Source organism: Serratia proteamaculans (genome assembly GCF_013337185.1).
Lineage (GTDB): Bacteria > Pseudomonadota > Gammaproteobacteria > Enterobacterales > Enterobacteriaceae > Serratia > Serratia proteamaculans_D.
In genome coordinates this window covers 84,256-102,183 of sequence record NZ_SWDE01000006.1, presented here as the reverse complement: position 1 = coordinate 102,183, position 17,928 = coordinate 84,256, and the positions used below count along the sequence as shown (strand labels likewise).

The following is a 17,928-nucleotide window of genomic DNA, read 5'->3' as shown; positions in this document are numbered from 1 at the left end:
AGGGAGCCAACTTTTTATCGCTCGAGCCGGTATTCTACAACGAGTGGAAATATAATGCTGCGTTAATATACCCGTCGCCTTTCAAACTATAGTGTTGTTACCTGCACTCGCTCCCCCCAGTTACTTACTTGAGTAAGCGCCTGGGGATGAGCGAGCTGGTCGCCTAGCTACAGCTTGAAATTCATAGGGCAGAAACACTGGATTAATGAATTCCACCGATGCGGCTAAATCTTACGCCGGTAGGCCATTCGCCTTCCTGCTTTTCAAAACTCATCCAGATAGCCGTGGCCTTGCCTACCAGATTTTTCTCCGGTACGAAGCCCCAATAACGGCTGTCGGCGCTGTTGTCGCGGTTATCACCCATCATGAAGTAATGACCCGCCGGCACAACCCACTCCGCCAACTGTTTACCCGGCTGCTGATAGTAAGCACCCACCTGATCCTGCGTGCCCGGCACGGTCAGAATATGGTGAGAAACATTACCCAGCGTTTCCTGGCGTTCACGCAGGCGAATGCCGCCCTGTGGCACGTTTTCACTCAGCGGGATCTGGTAGAAACCATTGCTGGCCTCACCCATGCCGCTGCGGCTGAACAGCTGCACAAAGTCACTTGGCTGCGCATCGTTATAAGTCACTGCCAATGCGGTATTGCATGGCTGACCGCTATTACACGAAGGCTGAACGGTCACACGCTTATTGATCGGATCGTAACTCACACGGTCGCCCGGCAGGCCAACCACGCGCTTGATATAATCGAGTTTCGGATCCAGCGGATATTTAAATACCGCAATATCACCGCGTTTTGGATGACCGGTTTCAATTAGCGTGGTCTGGGTAATAGGATCTTTAATGCCGTAGGCATATTTCTCCACCAGAATAAAATCGCCAATCAACAACGTCGGCATCATGGAACCGGACGGGATCTGGAAAGGTTCGTAAATAAACGAACGCACCACAAAGACCAGCAGCAATACCGGGAAAACCGACGCGCCGGTTTCAATCCAACCCGGTTGTTTCGCCACTTTTGCCAGCGTTTTATCGTCTACGGCGCCCGCAGTCTGTGCATTCACCGCCGCAATCTTCGCTCGGCGGGCCGGCGCCCATCTGAAGCGCTCAAAGGCCCAGATGATCCCGGTAACCAATGTGGCCAGTGCCAGGATCAGGGCAAACATATTCGCCATGCAAACTCCCTAGTTTCGCGACTTTATCGCTGTTACTTACTTGTCCTTGCCAACGTGCAGAATGGCCAGGAACGCTTCTTGCGGCAACTCGACGTTACCCACCTGCTTCATGCGTTTCTTACCATCTTTCTGTTTCTGCAGCAGCTTCTTCTTACGGCTGACGTCACCGCCGTAGCATTTCGCCAAAACGTTTTTACGCAGCTGTTTCACCGTCGCACGCGCGATGATATGAGTCCCGATAGCGGCCTGGATGGCAATATCGAACTGCTGGCGTGGGATCAGCTCTTTCATCTTCTCTACCAGCTCACGGCCACGGTACTGCGAATTGTCGCGGTGAGTAATCAGCGCCAGCGCATCCACGCGCTCGTTGTTGATCAATACGTCGACACGCACCATGTCAGAGGTCTGGAAGCGTTTGAAGTTGTAATCCAGTGACGCGTAACCGCGCGAGGTAGACTTGAGACGGTCGAAGAAGTCGAGTACCACTTCCGCCATCGGAATTTCGTAAGTCAGCGCAACCTGGTTACCGTGATAAACCATGTTGGTCTGCACACCGCGTTTCTCGATACACAGAGTGATTACGTTGCCCAGGAATTCCTGCGGCATCAGCATGTGACATTCGGCGATCGGTTCGCGCAGCTCTTCGATGTTATTGAGTGGCGGCAGCTTGGATGGGCTATCAACGTAGATAGTCTCTTTGCTGGTGGTTTCCACTTCATACACTACCGTTGGCGCGGTGGTGATCAGCTCCAGATCGTATTCACGCTCCAGACGTTCCTGAATGATCTCCATGTGCAACAGGCCGAGGAAGCCACAGCGGAAGCCGAAGCCCAGCGCAGTGGAGCTCTCTGGCTCGTAGAACAGCGAGGCGTCATTCAGGCTAAGCTTGCCCAGCGCATCGCGGAAGGATTCATAATCGTCGGAGCTGATCGGGAACAGACCAGCGTAAACCTGCGGCTTCACTTTTTTGAAGCCCGGCAAGGCTTTGTCCGCCGGTTGACGAGCCAGTGTCAGGGTATCGCCCACCGGTGCGCCAAGGATGTCTTTAATTGCACAGACCAACCAGCCCACTTCACCACAGTTCAACACGTCGCGATCAACACGTTTCGGGGTGAAGATACCCAGACGATCGGCATTATAGGTTTGGCCGGTGCTCATGACCTTGATCTTGTCGCCCTTGCGCATGGTGCCGTTCTTGACGCGCACCAGGGAAACTACGCCCAGGTAGTTATCGAACCAGGAGTCGATGATCAATGCCTGCAGTGGCGCTTCCGGATCGCCTGCCGGCCCCGGAATATCACGCACCAGACGTTCGAGCACTTCCGGTACGCCAACGCCGGTTTTGGCCGAGCAACGCACCGCATCGGTAGCGTCGATGCCAACGATGTCTTCAATTTCCTGCGCGGCGCGATCGGGATCGGCTGCCGGCAAGTCAATTTTGTTCAGTACCGGCACCACTTCCAGATTCATATCCAGCGCGGTGTAGCAGTTGGCCAGCGTCTGGGCTTCTACGCCCTGCCCGGCATCGACCACCAGCAGTGCGCCTTCACAGGCGGCCAGTGAACGGGAAACCTCGTAGGAGAAGTCAACGTGCCCAGGCGTGTCGATAAAGTTGAGCTGGTAGGTTTGGCCGTCCTGCGCCTTATAATCCAGCGTCACGCTCTGCGCTTTGATGGTGATGCCACGCTCGCGCTCAAGATCCATAGAATCGAGCACCTGCGCGGCCATTTCACGTTCGGTCAAGCCACCGCAGATTTGGATAATACGGTCGGACAGCGTCGACTTACCGTGGTCAATGTGGGCAATAATGGAGAAATTTCGTATATGCTTCATTATAAAAGTTTTTCTGCCTTGGTATTTCTGAATTACTCGCCTATAGAAACCCGCATGGACCTAAAGCGACAGTGAATGGGTTCGGCCGTCTTGCGCCTGAATCGCAGCATTCTACATGCCACAACACTGAAAACCTAGCGATCGGTGCAGTGAAGGCATTCTATTATGTACACTTTAATGTTACAGAGCGCCCCGGGTTATGAAAGCGGATGTTAACAAAGCCCGACGCGGTCAAAACGGTAAGTTATAACAATCCTTCCCTCCGATATTTCCTCTCCTGCCGCTGGCGGGATCGGCCGTTAATACATAACCGCCAATAACGCAATAAACCCTCTCCTAATTCTGGATAAAATAATATCTGGATCAACATCTTAGAATTGAACTTTACCCCCCGGCCTTTAGGAAAAACCCGATGTACGCTCGCCGACCACTCCTATAGAAATGAGGGTGAACACCGCGATAAAACATAATTCAGGGCACTACATCGGCATGCCCACCGGGGTTCACCAGCATATCTCTGCGTGTTGATTGGAAGGTGCATAATGATCGATAAAGGGCAAATGCTGAGCCGGCACGATTTTTCAAAGGTCAATTGGGGCATTCTGGCAGCGGCAGCGCTGCTGTTAACTCTCGGTGCGGCACTGCTGTTGCTGCCGCTGCTGAGCAACATGGATGAAAATGAGGTACTGACCTTACTGCAAACCGGCGCAGCAACTATTTTACTCGGCTGTATTCTGCTGGCACTACGCCATTATCTGCGGCCAACCTTGACCTATCGCCTGTACGAACACGGTGTTCGGGTGATTAACCCACATAGTCATAAAGAACGGTTTATCCCCTTTGAAAAAATTGGGGATATTTATCGTTTTCGCGGCGGTCGTCTGTTTGGAGGGGTATTGGATGTAATGGCGTTTCGCGCGTCGGCAGATCAACCCTGGTGTCCGGTGTTCAGCAATGTTTCCCACTCCTTGCGGCTGGCAGATACCATTATTGCTCAGCAGATCCAACAGCGTGGACCGCTGGCGTTGAATGCACTGTACCAGGGGGAAGTGTTGTCGTTTCACTATCTCAGTTGCGGCGCTCGCTGGCTGACTCAATTGCTGCCTGGCCATCGGAAAGGACAATCAGCCCAAACGTTGAGCCTGAGCTCGACGGCACTGATCACAGCTAAAGGATCTATCCCGATTGAGCAGATCCGCGAGCTGGAAAATAATCCGCAGCGCGGCACCATTCGCCTGTTGGATAATCAGGGCAACGCGTTATTTACTATCGGATATTTTTCGCTGCTCAGCGCCGATCTGTTTATCGCGCTGCTGGAGCATATGATCTACACCCGCATCACCGCCTACCATAACCCGGCGATGACGCGGCAGCAGTTTTAATGCAGAGGCTGGTTTTCCGTTTGCAGGCGCAGGGCGCCAGGCGGTAAACCAATTTGCAGAACGATGGGCTGGTAATTTGCCTGTTCACCGAGGCGGCGTGCCAGACTGCGCGCCAGCATAAAGGCCGCGCCACCGCCGAGCAGTGCGCCAAGCGCGGCAGAAGCATCGGTACCCAGCCAGTATTGCAACAGGCTGCCCCCCAGCATCATGCCCAGTAGCGGCGTCAGATAAACCAGCATTGCCGAACGCAGCAGGCTGCCTTCGGCAATACCCACCTCGACCCGCTGACCTGGTTCAAGCGGCTGCGCGATATGCACCTGCAGCTGGTGTTCGGTTTCCGGCACCAGTTCATTCAACGCCCGCGCGCCACAGCCAGAACGGGCAGTACAACTGCCACATCCGGCTTTCGGCTCACAGCGCAGCAGCGCCACGCCCTGTTGCCACGAAACGACCGTGGCCCACTCTTTCATCATTGTGGTGACACCTTGAAGGAAATGCTGTCAGCGATACGCTTGGCCGTCGCCGGCGGCAGTTCGCCCACGATAGTGATCTCATTTCCGTTACGCACTTCGGTTTGGATAGTGCGACGACCCTGGCGATAATACTGCTGGCCGGCACCGCTGCCCGCTGGGCTGACGTTGACCGAGAAACTGAACAAGCCGTCGCTGTAAAGTCGCGATTCAACAGGTTCGGTCACATTCGGCAGCTTGCGGCGGTTACGTGCGACTTCATCGACCCCAGCCGGCAACCAGCCCGTGCTCCAGCTCAACTTGATTTTATCTACCGCCGGAAGTGACAGCAAAGGAGGCAGATTAGCCTTGATCAGCCCCTGCATTGCGCCTTGTACCTGCGACCCCACGACAAACGAAATCACCCGGTATTGCTCAAGCGTTTCACCATCGCGGTCAATCAAATCCACCCGCAACGGCAGTTTGGTGGCTTCATCCATCCAGACAATATAGCTATAGCGTGAACCATCGCGGGCAACCACGCGGATCACCTCGCATGGACGATCGGAAATGCGGGTGCTACCGACGGAGATGAAATCGTAATATTTCGCCAGACGGTCAAAATCAGCATAAACAATGGACGGCAACGCATCGACGATGTGATCGCCGGACAGCGTGAAAGGCTCCAGGCCGGGTTCGAAGTAGCTAATCCCCTCGCCACGCTGCAGCACTTCACGGCGTGGGCCATCCATATGCAGTAATTGGCCGAGCGGCTGCTGGTCAATCACCGCATGGCGATAGCGCAGCGATTCGATCCCCTGCTTGCTGATGCTGATATAGGCGAGTTCATAATTGAGCGAACGGCTGGCACTGCTCATCTGTTGTAACAACGCCCCGGACGCAGAGGGCTGCGCCGGGGCGATGTTTGAGTAGAGCAGGCTGCCCGTCAATAGACAGACGGAGAACCAAATTTGCTTCATTACTGCTGTTGCATTCCTAAAGACTGAGTTCCGGGTACCTGAACGGCAGCCTGTTGTGGGGTGCTTTGCTCAAGCTGCAGCTGATCAGAATGCAAACGACGTTGCAACTCATAATCCTGCAGCATAGCGTTAATACGCTTGCGCTGTTCCTGCACCTGCTGCTGTTGACCGCTGCCGGTGGAGAAACTGTCTGCCGGCACGCCGAGGCTGACCGGTGACGCCTGCCCCATGATTGGCAGGGTATTAAACGCCGGTGATTCAGCGGCGCCAGACTGTGCAGCCGGTTGATTGTATTGCTGTACGCCTACAATCACTGCCAGCGACACGCAGGCCGCCATACCAATCTGTGTGATCTGACTAGCCCAAGGGCGGACTTTGTGCCAGAACGGCATTTTCTGCCAGGTGTGAGGTTGCGGCTGAGATTCCGGAACTGCAGAAGGAACCAGACGTGCAGGTTCTTTCTCAAGTGCAGCAGCAACACGATCTGCGATATCGAGATGCATGACTTGTCCGATATCACCCCGTAGTGTGTCACGTATCAGGTGATAGCTCTGCCAGCTTTGTTGAAGCGCCCTGTCTTTAGACAACGAACTCAGCAGCTCGCTGTCGAGCGATTCTCCATCCATCAGAGCGGAAAGCTTTTCTTTCTGCATGCCTAAGTACCCTTCCTGTGTCCGCCATTGCTAACGTTGAATCAGCGGTTGAACTTTATTATCGATAGCCTCCCTGGCGCGGAAAATACGTGAGCGTACTGTTCCGACCGGGCAATCCATGATGGCAGCTATCTCTTCGTAGCTTAGACCATCCAGCTCCCGCAGGGTAATCGCCATGCGAAGATCCTCAGGGAGAGACTCAATGGTACGGAAAACTATCTGTCTCAGCTCTTCTGACAACATTAAGTTCTCAGGGTTCGAAATTTCTTTCAGTGCACCCGCACTTTCGTAATTTTCGGCATCGTTGGCATCCACATCGCTGGATGGCGGACGACGGCCCTGAGCCACCAAATAATTTTTTGCCGTATTCACAGCAATTCGATACAACCAGGTATAAAAAGCGCTATCCCCACGGAACGACTCCAGTGCGCGATAGGCTTTAATAAACGACTCCTGTACCACATCCGGCACATCGCCCTGCGGTACATACCGGGAAACGAGACTCGCCACTTTATGCTGGTAACGAATTACCAGTAAGTTAAACGATTTCTGATCGCCCTTTTGGACCCGCTCAACCAGAACTTGATCCGTTAACTGCTCGCTCATCCGAGGTAAACTCTCCCCAAATCCGTCTCCACGCGTAAAATTGTACTGCCAGCCATACATTATTTTCCTGAGCAAGCACTCGCTTGGAGTTCATACAGAACACGAAGTTCCGTATTGCCATTGTTTTTTATGTTGATGTCACCCATCCGTGGCTTTTGCCCGGACAATTAGGCTAACATGAATTTCACTCTTCTTCTGCACACATCATACGCTATGCAACCATCATCTGAACATGTTAGCGATGTACTGATCGTCGGCAGCGGTGCTGCCGGCCTGTCACTGGCGCTGCGCCTGGCGCAGCATTGCAAGGTTACCGTACTCAGCAAGGGGCCGCTCAACGAAGGCGCCACATTTTATGCCCAAGGCGGGATCGCCGCGGTTTTCGATGAAACGGACAGCATTGCCTCACACGTAGATGACACTTTGATTGCCGGAGCCGGCCTGTGTGACAAAGACGCCGTTGAGTTTATCGCCGGCAATGCGCGCCACTGCGTACAGTGGCTGATCGATCAGGGGGTACTGTTCGACACCGAGGTCAACGCTCAGGGCGAAGCCCATTACCACCTGACGCGGGAAGGGGGGCACAGCCACCGCCGTATCCTGCATGCCGCTGATGCTACAGGTAAAGAAGTAGAGACCACCCTGGTGGGGAAAGCAAGCAACCACCCCAATATTTGCGTGATGGAACGCCGTAATGCGGTCGATCTGATCACCTCGAACAAAATCGGCCTGCCGGGCACTCGCCGGGTCGTCGGCGCCTACGTCTGGAACCGCGAGCTGGAGCAGGTAGAAACCTACCGTGCCAAAACCGTGGTGCTGGCTACCGGCGGTGCAGCCAAGGTGTACCAATACACCACCAACCCGGATATCTCATCCGGCGACGGTATCGCCATGGCCTGGCGCGCAGGTTGCCGCGTCGCCAACCTGGAATTCAATCAGTTCCACCCGACCTGCCTGTTCCATCCGCAGGCGCGTAACTTCCTGCTGACCGAAGCGTTGCGCGGTGAAGGTGCCTATCTGAAGCGCCCGGACGGCAGCCGCTTTATGCCCGATTTTGACCCTCGCGGCGAACTGGCACCGAGGGACGTAGTCGCGCGAGCCATCGACCACGAAATGAAACGTCTGGGTGCGGACTGCATGTATCTGGACATCAGCCATAAACCGGCTGAATTCATTACCCAGCATTTCCCGATGATCCATGAAAAACTGCTGACGCTGGGCTTTGACCTGACAAGCCAGCCGATCCCTATCGTCCCCGCCGCGCACTATACCTGCGGCGGTGTGATGGTCGATCAGCATGGCCGTACCGACCTTGACGGGCTGTATGCCATTGGCGAGGTCAGCTATACCGGCCTGCACGGCGCTAACCGCATGGCATCCAACTCACTGCTGGAATGTCTGGTCTACGGTTGGTCGGCGGCGGAAGACATCATGATGCGTCTGCCGTTTATCAAACTGGCGAAACAGCTGCCGCAGTGGGATGAAAGCCGGGTGGACGACGCTGACGAACGAGTGGTGATCCAACATAACTGGCATGAATTGCGCTTGTTTATGTGGGACTACGTAGGGATCGTGCGCACCACCAAACGGCTGGAGCGAGCGCTGCGCCGCATCAATACCCTGCAGGCAGAAATTGACGAGTACTACGCCAACTTCCGCATCTCCAACAACCTGCTGGAGCTGCGCAATCTGGTGCAGGTGGCGGAGCTTATCGTCCGCAGCGCCATGGAGCGCAAGGAAAGCCGTGGGTTGCACTATACGCTGGACTATCCGGATCTGCTGCCGGAAGCGTTGCCGACCATTCTGCAACCTTAATCGCATCGCCAGGGCACCCATAGCGGTGCCCTTTTCATCTCAGTAAAATAAATAAAAATCGGTAATCAGACGGCGAAAATCATCGGTATAACTGCCATCGGCCAACTTAATCGCCAGCTTCTGTTCGGTTGCATCTTCCGCAGGCTGACGCGTCAGGGCTAACAATACCCGGTGCATCGGCGTATCGGCGCGATCGCTGACATTCAGCCGCTGCGCAGTATGCCAGCCACGGCGTTGGGCATTGGTTTCGAAAGCTTCACCAATGTCATGCGGCAGCACCACGCAAAAGGTCCCCTGCGGAGCGATTAACTGTTCCGCACTGGCCAGCAGGGCATCATGGGTCAGGGTTTCGGTATAACGTGCGTTGTGACGCGCCTGGTCGCGACAGGCGACCGCAGGCTCGAAATACGGCGGGTTGCTGACGATCAGGTCATATTCGCCGGCATGATGCTGGGCAAAATGGTGAATATCCTGCGCATGCACCTGAATGCGCGGCGACCAAGGGGATTCCAGCACATTGTCATGCGCCTGTGCAGCGGCGGCTTCATCCAGCTCTACAGCGTCAATCTGCACGTTCTCGGCGGTACGCTGCGCCAGCATCAGCGCGATCAATCCGCTGCCGCTGCCGATATCCAGCACCCGCTGTGCCTGCGCCAGGGGGGCCCATGCACCGAGCAACACGCCATCGGTACCCACTTTCATTGCACAGCGATCGTGAGCAACAAAAAATTGCTTAAAGGTAAAACCGCCGCGACGCGGAGTAAAATTCGCTTTCGATTGAGTGCTCACAATAACCACCTGAATACAAAACTGGCGTAGCATAAGGCAATCTGATTTTTGGGAAAAGGGATGCTTTCCGCTTAAATAGGTGAAGAACGCGGCCAACCCGTCTATAATCGGCGCCCCAAGTAGAGGTAGACCATGACAGTAACCAATTTTTCCGAGCTCGAACTCGATGAACGCCTGATAAACGCCCTGCGTGATAAAGGCTACGAACGCCCAACCGCCATTCAAGCCGAGGCGATCCCGCCTGCGATGGATGGGCGCGACGTATTGGGTTCGGCGCCGACCGGCACCGGCAAGACCGCTGCATTTTTGCTGCCGGTATTGCAACATCTGCTCGACTTCCCACGCAAGAAGTCCGGCCCACCGCGCGTACTGATCCTGACCCCGACACGCGAGCTGGCGATGCAGGTAGCCGATCAGGCACGTGAACTGGCTGCTCATACTTCGCTGGATATCGCTACCATCACCGGTGGCGTCGCCTATATGAACCACGCGGAAGTCTTCAGCGAAAACCAGGACGTGGTCGTTGCCACTACCGGTCGTCTGCTGCAGTACATTAAAGAAGAAAACTTCGACTGCCGCGCGGTAGAAACGCTGATCCTCGATGAAGCCGACCGCATGCTCGACATGGGCTTCGCGCAGGACATCGAAACCATTTCCGCCGAAACCCGCTGGCGTAACCAGACCCTGCTGTTCTCCGCGACGCTGGAAGGCGATGCCATCCGCGAATTCGCCGAACGCATTCTGAAAGAGCCGGTAGAAGTCGAGGCTGACCCGTCACGCCGTGAGCGCAAAAAGATCCTGCAGTGGTACTACCGCGCCGACGATGTGGTGCATAAAACCGCCCTGTTGGTGCATTTGCTGCAGCAACCGGACGTGCAGAAATCCGTGATCTTCGTGCGTAAGCGTGAGCGCGTGCATGAGCTGGCAGCCTGGCTGCGCGAGGCGGGCATCAACACCTGTTACCTCGAAGGCGAAATGGTGCAGGCCAAGCGTAACGAAGCGGTAAAACGCATGATGGACGGCCGTGTCAACGTACTGGTTGCCACCGACGTTGCTGCCCGTGGTCTGGATATCCTGGATATCACCCACGTGTTCAACTTCGACATGCCGCGCACGGCGGATACCTACCTGCACCGCATCGGCCGTACTGGTCGTGCCGGGCGTAAGGGCACCGCGATCTCTCTGGTTGAAGCACACGACCACCTGCTGTTGGGCAAAGTGGGCCGTTACCTGAACGAGCCGCTGAAAGCGCGGGTGATTGAAGAGCTGCGTCCGTCGACCAAAGTGCCGAGCGAAAAAAGCAACGGCAAACCTTCCAAGAAGGTGATTGCCAAACGCGCAGCCGACAAAGAAAAGAACAAAGAAAAAGCCAAGGTGAAAGTACGTCATCGCGATGCGAAAAACGTGGGCAAACGTCGCCAGCCGAAGGCCAAACCTGAGAGCAACGGCGCGAAGTAATGCTGCCGTAGTGAATAAAAACCGCCTCCATTAACCTGAAGGCGGTTTTTTTATGCCCGCTTACTGCTGCGCATAATGCGTTGCCTGCTGATGGGCTTTCAGCCAGGCATTCAGTTGTCGATAACCCTCGCGCATTTCTTCATTCTGCAACGATGTTGGCGTTTGTGAGAAATAAAACTGAAAGGCCATCCCCTGCTGATTGCGGGCCTTGGCATCCGCCCCTGCCTGCAACAGCATCATCGCCAACTGCGGCGCGTTGGTTTTTGCCGCGACATGCAAAGGCGTATCACCCAGCCGATCGCTCAGCGTGACATCCGCCCCGGAGACCAACAGTAACCGCAGTTGCTCTTCCCGCCCGGCCAACACGGCAGTCGCCAGGGGTGTGGCGCCGGTTACCGCATTACGTGGGTTAACCGCTGCCCCCTGCTCCAGCAACAGCCGCAAATACTGCGGATCCTGCACCGCCGCCGCGGTATGCAGTGCGCTGTTGCCATCCAGCCCCGGAATGGAAGCATCAGCTCCCAGCTCCAGCAGTAAGGCCAGACTTTGCGGTTGCTGCGACAGTATCGCCCATTGCAGCAAAGTAACCTGACGGTCGCCCTGCTCGCGCAGTCGCCCCTGGGTGGCCTGTTCAAGGATCCCCTTGGTGTCACCGCGCGCTACCGCCTGGGCCAGCGCCAGATTGCCGTGCCCGTTGAAGGGAGAGTTTTCCTGATTCATCTGTTGCTCCTTAGCCATAATCAGCAAACCGGCGATCGCAACCAACGCCAGTATGGCGATAATCAAGGTCTGCCGTACGCGCCGTCTGTCAGGCATTGGCCCTGGTCTCCCATGGCTTTTGCTCCGCCATCGAACTGATGACCTTATCGATTCCGTGCGCGGTCAGGCTGCGATCCACATGTTTGCTTGGCCGCCAGTCGTCAATGCCGCTCAGAGTATCGTTATTGGCCAGCGTGATTTTATGTCCGATTGCGTCCGGGATCAGCGAAGTGGATTCCTGCGTGCCGGTCAGCATGTCGTATTGTTCGCTGTAACGGCGGATCCCCCCCGCTTGCGCATCTTGTTTCGCCGCTGCCGGATCGATCCCCATCCGGTTCAGCGTGTAATCGGAAACGCCTGCGGCATTAAAAGTCACCGCCACCGTGCCGGTCGCCAGTGCCGCCGTAGCTGCCAGCCCACCGCCAAGCGAATGACCGGCAATCACCAGCGCCTCACCAAACGCCGCTTTGGCGCTTTTGGCAACCGCGACCGCCTGATTGTACTGCACATCATCATAGCCGGTCGCCTGACGCACATTGCTCAGCCAGTCACGCATATCATTGGTGCCGGCAAAGGCCAACACATACTGCTGATTATCGCTGTAGATCCCGGCCTGGAAACCCGATGCCGAGTCATGCAGGCTGGCGGGGTCAATGCCTGCGCCGAGCAAGGCACTGTCGTTCAAGCGGGTGAAACCGCCAACGCCCTGACTCTCGCTGCTATAAACGTCCTTGGCCAGCAACGCCAGCGTATAGTCCCCTTGCTGTGACTGTTGCCCACGCGTCACGCCCTGAGTGGCAGCCACCGGCACAGCGGCCGACATATCGCTCACCAGCGTATTCAGCAGATTCTGAGCATTCAGGCTGTTTGGGGAAAGCGTGGCCGCAGGGGCTTTGGTCGCTGGGGATTCAATCGGCTGTGGCGAATTCAGGGGTTCCGGTATCGCACGGGCCACCGGGGGTTGAATGGCCGCAGGGCTGACCGCAGAGGTAAAACTCAAAGACATACTCATGCCGACTCCTTGTCGATAGACTTATCTATGCCGCACCCAAATGAGTGCTGCTGTAGCTATCGGCAGGTCGGAGCAGTTCTGTAATGCGAGCGATTATCTTTGCGAGGAATGTGATCAGGATTCACTTTCTGGCGGGCACAGCAATAAAAAAGGGAGCCGAAGCTCCCTTATTAATCACGCGGACAATTACAGGCTTTCTGTAAAAGTACGGGTAATCACGTCGCGTTGCTGTTCTGGCGTCAGCGAGTTGAAACGCACCGCATAACCGGACACGCGAATGGTTAATTGCGGGTATTTTTCCGGATGCTTAACCGCATCTTCCAGCGTTTCACGGCGCAGTACGTTCACGTTCAGGTGCTGCCCCCCTTCCACGCGCACGGTAGATTGCATTTCCAGCGGCACTTCACGGTACTCGATCTGGCCCAGTTCGCTGACCGGAACGACCTGATCTTCCGCGTAGTTGGCTTTCGCACAAACGCAGCGAGCTTCAGATTTTTCATCGTCCAGCAGCCAGAAAGAGTTCACCAGCGCCTGGTCGTTCGCTTTAGTGATTTGAATACCAGTAATCATGTTGTTGCCTCCGTACAAGGGCGAAAAATTCTACTTCGAGAAAAAACCCAATGTTGGTTTCGGCCATTTGGTAAAACCATTGTTGTCTTGTTGTTCTGTATACCAGTCTGACCGGGGCAATTCTTTGATTAAAGTCAATTTTTACGGGGTACCCACACGCCTAAAAGGGGCAAGTTTATGTTTTATGTCAATTTTCCCCGCAGAACACCTCGCAATTATTTTTGTAAATTTTCAACAATATTTGTATAAAACGAGAAGACGCCAGGATAAAAGCGGGTTTCACTGAGTGAAGCTAAACGGTAAGCTATGCCCAGTGAATTGTTAACGAAAACAAAGGAGAGCGTTTATGTCCACCTCCCTCACCTGGCATGATGTCATCGGCAAGGAGAAAGAGCAGCCCTATTTTCATGAAACGCTTGCCTTTGTTGCCGCTGAACGTCAGGCCGGTAAGACCATTTATCCACCGCAAAAAGACGTGTTCAACGCCTTTCGTTATACCGAACTGGCAGACGTGAAGGTGGTGATCCTCGGGCAGGATCCCTACCACGGCCCAAATCAGGCCCATGGCCTGTCTTTCTCGGTGCTGCCCGGCGTGCCTGCTCCCCCTTCACTGGTGAATATGTATAAAGAGCTGGCAACCGACATCCCGGGCTTTGAACGTCCTGACCACGGCTGTCTGCAAAGTTGGGCGGAACAAGGCGTGCTGCTGCTGAACACGGTGTTGACGGTGGAAGGCGGCCAGGCACATTCGCACGCCAAGCTGGGCTGGGAAATCTTTACCGACAAGGTGATTGCCGCGCTGAATGAAAACCGCGAAGGCGTGGTGTTTCTGCTGTGGGGCGCTCACGCCCAGAAGAAAGGCAACTTTATCGACAGCAACCGCCACCACGTGCTGAAAGCGCCGCACCCTTCACCACTTTCCGCCCATCGAGGTTTCCTCGGCTGCCGACACTTTTCGCAGGCCAACCAGCTGCTGGTGCAACAGGGGTTGCAACCTATCGACTGGCTGCCGCAACTGCCGCAGAGCTGATTCAGACGTAAAAAAGGCACCCGAAGGTGCCTTTTCTTTACTTAATTCGCTTAAGCCTTGGCTTTGGAAACCGCGACCATCGCTGGGCGCAGCAGGCGACCATTCAGCGTATAGCCTTTTTGCATCACCATCATTACGTGATTTGGCTGGTGATCGGCAGATTCCATCAGGCTCATCGCCTGGTGCACTTCCGGGTTGAACGGCACGTTAGTGTCGCCAACGATTTCGATACCGTACTTACGCACGACGTCCTGCAGGGACTTCAGCGTCAGCTCGATACCTTCGATCATCGCCGTCAGCTCCGGATTGTTTTTATCCGCCAGATCCAACGCACGCTCCAGGTTATCCAACACCGGCAGCAGGTCACCGGAGAATTTCTCCAGTGCAAATTTGTGCGCTTTTTCAATATCCAGCTCGGTGCGGCGGCGGACGTTTTCCATTTCCGCTTTGGCACGCAGCAGGCTGTCGCGTTCATGCTGCTGGGCTTCGGCCAGTTGAGCTTCCAGCTCAGCAATGCGCTCATCCCGCAGATCGACGCCCTCAGCCGCTTCCGGCAAGACTTCCTGCTGTTCCATTTCTTCCGAGACTTGCTCGTTTGGCGTCTTCTGTTCTTTACTACTCATGAATATCTCCGCGTTTTAGCATTAATCTCGCAACTTGGCTTATTATGGGGATCAAAACCGGGGTTTCAAGTCAACCGGTCACAATGTGGGGCATAAACTGGTCCCGGTGAGGAAAATCACAACAATGAATAAAAAATTCGCCTGTATTGGCATTGTTGGCCACCCGCGTCACCCTTCGGCGCTGGCAACGCATGAGATGTTATTTCACTGGCTGGTCGCCCGAGGCTATTCGGTGATGGTTGAACGGCAGATAGCCCAGGATTTGGGGCTGAAAGACGCGGTCACCGGCAGCCTGGCAGAGATTGGCCAAAAGGCCGATTTGGCCGTAGTGGTCGGTGGCGACGGTAATATGCTGGGCGCAGCGCGCGTGCTGGCTCGTTACGATATTAAAGTGATCGGTGTTAACCGCGGAAATCTCGGTTTCCTGACCGATCTTGATCCCGACAACGCATTGCAGCAATTGGCCGACGTGCTGGAAGGCGAATATATCGATGAACAGCGCTTCCTGCTGGAAACCATCGTACACAAGGAAAACCAGCAGTGCCGCATCAGCACCGCGATCAACGAAGTGGTGTTGCACCCCGGTAAAGTGGCGCACATGATTGAGTTCGAAGTGTATATCGACGATCGCTTCGCCTTCTCGCAGCGCTCCGACGGCCTGATCATCGCCACCCCGACCGGTTCGACCGCCTATTCGCTCTCTGCCGGCGGCCCGATCCTGACGCCGTCGCTGGAAGCCATCGCGCTGGTGCCGATGTTCCCGCACACCCTTTCGGCCCGCCCGTTGGTGATCAACGGCAACAGCACTATCCGGCTGAAGTTTTCGCAGATTGGCAGCGATCTGGAGATCAGCTGCGACAGCCAAATCGCCCTGCCTATCCAGGAGGGTGAAGAGGTATTGATACGCCGTAGTGATTTCCATTTGAATCTTATTCATCCAAAGGACTACAGCTATTTCAATACGTTAAGCACCAAGCTGGGCTGGTCAAAAAAATTATTCTAAAAACTGCGCCAGCCTCTTTACTGTATATAAAACCAGTCTATACTGTATGAAACTACAGTTATGTGTTTATACACAGGAAGGTTCCCATGCTGGCGCAATTGACCATCAGCAATTTTGCTATCGTTCGTGAGTTGGAAATTGATTTTCAACCGGGTATGACGGCGATTACCGGTGAAACCGGCGCCGGCAAATCGATCGCCATCGACGCGTTGGGGCTGTGCCTCGGTAATCGCGCCGATGGTAACGTCGTCCGGTTGGGAGCCGCCCGTGCCGATATCTGCGCCCGTTTCTCACTGGCGGACACCCCTTCTGCACGGCAATGGCTCGAGCAGAACCAGCTGGACGACAGCAATGAGTGCCTGCTGCGCCGGGTGATCAACGCAGATGGCCGTTCACGCGGCTTTATCAATGGCACCGCCGTCCCGCTTTCGCAACTGCGCGAACTCGGCCAGCGCCTGATTCAAATCCATGGCCAACATGCCCACCAGTTGTTGCTCAAGCCAGAGCACCAAAAACAACTGCTCGACGCCTACGCCGACGAACCCGCCCTGCTGACGCAAATGCAACAGGCTTACCAGTGCTGGCACCAAAGCTGCCGCGAACTGGCTCATCATCAGCAACAGTCCATCGAGCGCGACGCACGCAAACAACTGCTGCAATACCAATTGAAAGAGCTGAACGAGTTTGCGCCGCAGGCCGGTGAGTTTGAACAAATCGACACCGAATTCAAACGCCTGGCCAACAGCGGCCAGTTGCTGACCATCAGCCAGCAAACCCTGCAATTACTGGCTGATAACGAAGAAAGTAATATGCTGAGCCAGCTCTATACCGCCAAGCACCTGCTGCTTGAGCTGGTCGGCATGGATGAAAAGCTCAGTGGCCTGCTGGATATGCTGGAAGAGGCGTCAATCCAAATCAGTGAAGCCAGCGATGAACTGCGCCACTACGCCGATCGCATGGATCTGGATCCCAACCGTCTGCAAGAACTCGAGCAGCGCCTGTCGCGGCAAATCAACCTGGCGCGCAAACATCACGTCGCACCAGAAGAGCTGCCGCAGTTGCACCAGCAAATGCTGGATGAACAACAGCTGCTGTCACAGCAAGAAAGCGACCACGAACACCTGACCGAAGCGGTGACGCTGCATCATCAGCAAGCGCTGTTGTTGGCAGAGCAACTGCATCAGAAACGCCAGCATTATGCCGCTGAGCTGACCACTTTGATTACCGACAGCATGCAGGCACTCTCCATGCCGCACGGTAAATTCAATATCGACGTACGCTTCGAACCGCAATATTTGAGTGCTGAAGGCGCGACCCGCACCGAGTTCTGCGTTTCCACCAACCCGGGCCAACCGCTGCAGGCGCTGGCGAAAGTGGCCTCTGGCGGCGAACTGTCACGCATCGCGCTGGCAATCCAGGTGATTACCGCCCGCAAAATGGAAACACCGGCGCTGATTTTCGACGAAGTGGACGTAGGTATCAGCGGCCCAACCGCCGCCATTGTCGGTCGCCTGCTGCGCCAGTTGGGGGAATCGACCCAGGTTATGTGCGTCACTCACTTGCCGCAGGTCGCCGGTTGTGGCCATCAGCATCTGTTCGTCAGCAAACAGACCGACGGCACAGAAACCGAAACACAGATGTCACCACTGGATAAACGCGCCCGCTTGCAAGAATTGGCGCGCCTTTTGGGCGGCAGTGAAGTCACCCGAAATACCCTGGCAAACGCGAAAGAACTGCTTGCTGCATAGAAAAGCTCAACTTTTTTACTTTCCTGAGGTCATATTGG

Annotated in this window: 17 protein-coding genes; 6 read left to right on the top strand and 11 right to left on the bottom strand. The window is 55.2% G+C overall.

The genetic code is table 11. The features are described 5' to 3' along the window. Positions 1 to 202: 202 nt before the first annotated feature. Together lepB and lepA are read right to left on the bottom strand one after the other, a co-directional pair. On the bottom strand, positions 203 to 1,180 hold the full coding sequence (lepB, locus tag FCL49_RS20305) for a signal peptidase I (RefSeq protein ID WP_135317641.1): 978 nt from the start codon (positions 1,178 to 1,180) through the stop codon (positions 203 to 205). Positions 1,181 to 1,216: 36 nt separating this feature from the next. After that, on the bottom strand, positions 1,217 to 3,013 hold the full coding sequence (gene lepA / locus FCL49_RS20300; protein WP_012146377.1) for a translation elongation factor 4: 1,797 nt from the start codon (positions 3,011 to 3,013) through the stop codon (positions 1,217 to 1,219). A 542-nt stretch (positions 3,014 to 3,555) separates the two neighbouring features. On the opposite strand from lepA, the gene FCL49_RS20295 reads away from it, so the two are divergent. Further along, the gene (locus FCL49_RS20295; protein WP_174354906.1) at positions 3,556 to 4,395 is read left to right on the top strand and encodes a hypothetical protein; all 840 of its coding nucleotides are present in this window, start codon (positions 3,556 to 3,558) and stop codon (positions 4,393 to 4,395) included. Here the strand turns inward: FCL49_RS20295 and rseC are convergent. From rseC to rpoE, 4 genes are read right to left on the bottom strand one after another with little or no spacing between them, the layout of a single operon-like run. After that, entirely contained in the window at positions 4,392 to 4,868 is a 477-nt protein-coding gene (gene rseC / locus FCL49_RS20290; RefSeq protein ID WP_174354905.1) for a SoxR-reducing system protein RseC, read from the bottom strand. The genes FCL49_RS20295 and rseC overlap by 4 nt on opposite strands. Then, complete coding sequence (rseB, locus tag FCL49_RS20285; protein WP_174354904.1) at positions 4,865 to 5,824, bottom strand: sigma-E factor regulatory protein RseB; 960 nt, start codon at positions 5,822 to 5,824, stop codon at positions 4,865 to 4,867. The genes rseC and rseB overlap by 4 nt, the downstream gene beginning before the upstream one ends. Then, on the bottom strand, positions 5,824 to 6,477 hold the full coding sequence (gene rseA / locus FCL49_RS20280; protein WP_012146381.1) for an anti-sigma-E factor RseA: 654 nt from the start codon (positions 6,475 to 6,477) through the stop codon (positions 5,824 to 5,826). Before rseA ends, rseB begins: the two co-directional genes overlap by 1 nt. A 30-nt stretch (positions 6,478 to 6,507) precedes the next feature. Further along, entirely contained in the window at positions 6,508 to 7,083 is a 576-nt protein-coding gene (gene rpoE / locus FCL49_RS20275) for an RNA polymerase sigma factor RpoE (RefSeq protein WP_012146382.1), read from the bottom strand. Positions 7,084 to 7,296: 213 nt separating this feature from the next. Between rpoE and nadB the strand changes: the two genes are divergently transcribed. Continuing rightward, entirely contained in the window at positions 7,297 to 8,898 is a 1,602-nt protein-coding gene (gene nadB, locus FCL49_RS20270; protein WP_174354903.1) for an L-aspartate oxidase, read from the top strand. A 39-nt stretch (positions 8,899 to 8,937) separates the two neighbouring features. Here nadB and trmN read toward each other — a convergent pair whose 3' ends face one another. Continuing rightward, a complete protein-coding gene (gene trmN / locus FCL49_RS20265; protein WP_217434512.1) occupies positions 8,938 to 9,720 on the bottom strand; it encodes a tRNA(1)(Val) (adenine(37)-N(6))-methyltransferase TrmN in 783 nt (260 codons plus the stop codon). Positions 9,721 to 9,819: 99 nt separating this feature from the next. On the opposite strand from trmN, the gene srmB reads away from it, so the two are divergent. Beyond that, entirely contained in the window at positions 9,820 to 11,145 is a 1,326-nt protein-coding gene (gene srmB, locus FCL49_RS20260; protein ID WP_153859338.1) for an ATP-dependent RNA helicase SrmB, read from the top strand. Positions 11,146 to 11,205: 60 nt separating this feature from the next. On the opposite strand, the gene FCL49_RS20255 is transcribed toward srmB, so the two are convergent. The 3 genes from FCL49_RS20255 to grcA all read right to left on the bottom strand — a co-directional run bounded on the left by FCL49_RS20255 (position 11,206) and on the right by grcA (position 13,486). Beyond that, the gene (locus FCL49_RS20255; RefSeq protein ID WP_174354901.1) at positions 11,206 to 11,961 is read right to left on the bottom strand and encodes an ankyrin repeat domain-containing protein; all 756 of its coding nucleotides are present in this window, start codon (positions 11,959 to 11,961) and stop codon (positions 11,206 to 11,208) included. Next, a complete protein-coding gene (locus tag FCL49_RS20250) occupies positions 11,954 to 12,916 on the bottom strand; it encodes a DUF2974 domain-containing protein (RefSeq protein ID WP_174354900.1) in 963 nt (320 codons plus the stop codon). The genes FCL49_RS20255 and FCL49_RS20250 overlap by 8 nt, the downstream gene beginning before the upstream one ends. 186 nt (positions 12,917 to 13,102) lie before the next feature. After that, the gene (gene grcA, locus FCL49_RS20245) at positions 13,103 to 13,486 is read right to left on the bottom strand and encodes an autonomous glycyl radical cofactor GrcA (RefSeq protein ID WP_012146388.1); all 384 of its coding nucleotides are present in this window, start codon (positions 13,484 to 13,486) and stop codon (positions 13,103 to 13,105) included. Between the two features lie 346 nt (positions 13,487 to 13,832). On the opposite strand from grcA, the gene ung reads away from it, so the two are divergent. Then, entirely contained in the window at positions 13,833 to 14,516 is a 684-nt protein-coding gene (gene ung / locus FCL49_RS20240; protein WP_174354899.1) for a uracil-DNA glycosylase, read from the top strand. A 50-nt stretch (positions 14,517 to 14,566) separates the two neighbouring features. Here the strand turns inward: ung and grpE are convergent, their stop codons facing one another. Then, entirely contained in the window at positions 14,567 to 15,139 is a 573-nt protein-coding gene (grpE, locus tag FCL49_RS20235; RefSeq protein ID WP_017893731.1) for a nucleotide exchange factor GrpE, read from the bottom strand. A gap of 124 nt (positions 15,140 to 15,263) precedes the next feature. Here grpE and nadK point away from each other — a divergent pair, with 124 nt between their 5' ends. Further along, positions 15,264 to 16,142 carry an NAD(+) kinase gene (gene nadK, locus FCL49_RS20230; protein WP_012146391.1) on the top strand — a complete coding sequence of 293 codons (879 nt, stop codon included), beginning with the start codon at positions 15,264 to 15,266 and terminating at the stop codon, positions 16,140 to 16,142. An 86-nt stretch (positions 16,143 to 16,228) separates the two neighbouring features. Beyond that, a complete protein-coding gene (gene recN / locus FCL49_RS20225) occupies positions 16,229 to 17,890 on the top strand; it encodes a DNA repair protein RecN (protein ID WP_174354898.1) in 1,662 nt (553 codons plus the stop codon). Positions 17,891 to 17,928 lie beyond the last annotated feature (38 nt).

Coding starts and splice junctions, on each gene's coding strand:
- lepA (WP_012146377.1), bottom strand. CDS start 3,013: ATGAAGCATATACGAAATTTCTCCATTATTGCCCACATTGACCACGGT.
- srmB (WP_153859338.1), top strand. CDS start 9,820: ATGACAGTAACCAATTTTTCCGAGCTCGAACTCGATGAACGCCTGATA.
- grpE (WP_017893731.1), bottom strand. CDS start 15,139: ATGAGTAGTAAAGAACAGAAGACGCCAAACGAGCAAGTCTCGGAAGAA.
- rseB (WP_174354904.1), bottom strand. CDS start 5,824: ATGAAGCAAATTTGGTTCTCCGTCTGTCTATTGACGGGCAGCCTGCTC.
- rseC (WP_174354905.1), bottom strand. CDS start 4,868: ATGATGAAAGAGTGGGCCACGGTCGTTTCGTGGCAACAGGGCGTGGCG.
- nadB (WP_174354903.1), top strand. CDS start 7,297: ATGCAACCATCATCTGAACATGTTAGCGATGTACTGATCGTCGGCAGC.
- ung (WP_174354899.1), top strand. CDS start 13,833: ATGTCCACCTCCCTCACCTGGCATGATGTCATCGGCAAGGAGAAAGAG.
- grcA (WP_012146388.1), bottom strand. CDS start 13,486: ATGATTACTGGTATTCAAATCACTAAAGCGAACGACCAGGCGCTGGTG.
- recN (WP_174354898.1), top strand. CDS start 16,229: ATGCTGGCGCAATTGACCATCAGCAATTTTGCTATCGTTCGTGAGTTG.
- rseA (WP_012146381.1), bottom strand. CDS start 6,477: ATGCAGAAAGAAAAGCTTTCCGCTCTGATGGATGGAGAATCGCTCGAC.
- FCL49_RS20255 (WP_174354901.1), bottom strand. CDS start 11,961: ATGCCTGACAGACGGCGCGTACGGCAGACCTTGATTATCGCCATACTG.
- lepB (WP_135317641.1), bottom strand. CDS start 1,180: ATGGCGAATATGTTTGCCCTGATCCTGGCACTGGCCACATTGGTTACC.
- FCL49_RS20295 (WP_174354906.1), top strand. CDS start 3,556: ATGATCGATAAAGGGCAAATGCTGAGCCGGCACGATTTTTCAAAGGTC.
- rpoE (WP_012146382.1), bottom strand. CDS start 7,083: ATGAGCGAGCAGTTAACGGATCAAGTTCTGGTTGAGCGGGTCCAAAAG.
- nadK (WP_012146391.1), top strand. CDS start 15,264: ATGAATAAAAAATTCGCCTGTATTGGCATTGTTGGCCACCCGCGTCAC.
- FCL49_RS20250 (WP_174354900.1), bottom strand. CDS start 12,916: ATGAGTATGTCTTTGAGTTTTACCTCTGCGGTCAGCCCTGCGGCCATT.
- trmN (WP_217434512.1), bottom strand. CDS start 9,720: ATGCTACGCCAGTTTTGTATTCAGGTGGTTATTGTGAGCACTCAATCG.